We start from the raw sequence: 496 nt of genomic DNA on the forward strand, positions 1-496 counted from the left end.
GGAGCAGGATCGGCGCGTCCTTGAGGATCGCCCTTGCGATGGCGATCCGTTGCCGCTGGCCGCCCGAGGCGAGCGAGGCGGAGGTCCGGCATGGCGCCGAGCCTGCCCACGCGCCTGGCGTCCTCCCGGCCCTGCCCCAGGCCTACGACACGCAGGTCGGCGAGCGCGGCGTGACGCTCTCGGGCGGCCAGCGGCAACGGATCGCCATCGCAAGCGCGATCCTCAAGGACGCGCCGATCCTGCTCCTCGACGAGGCGACCTCGGCGCTCGACGCCGAATCCGAACGCGCTGTGCAGGCTGCCCTCGACACCCTGATGCGGGGGCGCACCACCCTGGTCATCGCCCACCGGCTCGCCACGATTCGTGCCGCCGACCGGATCCTGGTCCTCGACGATGGCCGCATCGTCGAGACGGGGACCCACGAGAGCCTGCTGGCGCAGGGCGCGCTCTACGCGCAGCTTGCGAACCTGCAATTCACGGATGCCCTCGACGAGAC

The 496-nt window shown here is 71.8% G+C and carries 2 pseudogenes; one reads left to right on the top strand and one right to left on the bottom strand.

The window, feature by feature from the left end:
- Positions 1-67, bottom strand: a pseudogene (locus MKK63_RS32110) (ATP-binding cassette domain-containing protein); the annotation flags it as partial.
- Between MKK63_RS32110 and MKK63_RS00010 the strand changes: the two are divergent.
- Positions 63-496 (top strand): annotated as a pseudogene (locus MKK63_RS00010) (ATP-binding cassette domain-containing protein); the annotation flags it as partial. The pseudogenes MKK63_RS32110 and MKK63_RS00010 sit on opposite strands and share 5 nt — an antisense overlap.

Source organism: Methylobacterium sp. J-088, from assembly GCF_022829295.1.
GTDB lineage: Bacteria > Pseudomonadota > Alphaproteobacteria > Rhizobiales > Beijerinckiaceae > Methylobacterium.